The sequence below is a fragment of the Bacillus sp. P4_D3 genome, from assembly GCF_056401855.1.
Genome location: NZ_JBFUIN010001177.1, coordinates 1 through 722, shown reverse-complemented (window position 1 = coordinate 722; position 722 = coordinate 1). Strand labels below are relative to the sequence as shown.

The window sequence follows — 722 nt, the reverse complement described above, 5'->3', positions numbered from 1 at the left end:
AATAAACAACAAATAAAAGATAAATAAGCAACAAATAACAACATTTCTAAAAAACATGTCGTTATTTGTTATTTTTCGTTATAAGATTTATAACTTAATATAAAGATTTAATAAAATACAGTTTAATGTCAGCTCTAAAAAACAGTAAAATTGGTACAAAGTTGAATACATTAATGATTACAGCTAGTATCGTATGGGTTCTATTGCAAAGTTTTCTAACTAGGGTACACTCTAGAAAAAGGAACGAGGAGAATCATACATGCAATATTTTAATGGGAAACAGTTCAAGAAAGATTTTATTTTGGTAGCCGCTGGTTACTACTGTCGTTTTTCTTTAAACTATCGGGATGTATCTGAGATTTTGAAAGAACGTGGGATTTCCGTACACCCTACAACTATCATGCGATGGGTTCATGAATATAGTAATTTTATTTATCAGATTTGGAAAAAGAAAAACAAATCTGCGCAACTCTCTTGGCATCTGGATGAAACCTAAATTAAAGTTAAAGGAGAATGGCGTTACCTGTATCGTGCAATTGATAAAGATGGACACACATTGGATATTCAATTTCGTAAAAAACGGGATCATCAGGCTGATAGTGTTTCCATTTGAACAAATTATTCTTTTCCATACCAATCACACACCTTTTTAGAGTAATAGTATCAGTATGTCCAAGTTTTATAGATTTTTTGCACCAGAACCAAAAATAATATTATTAAAC

General features: G+C 30.5%; 1 pseudogene. It reads left to right on the top strand.

From position 1 onward, the window contains the following. Positions 1-259: 259 nt before the first annotated feature. Positions 260-595: pseudogene (locus AC1DTM_RS30080) on the top strand (IS6 family transposase); the annotation flags it as partial. Between the last annotated feature and the right edge of the window lie 127 nt (positions 596-722).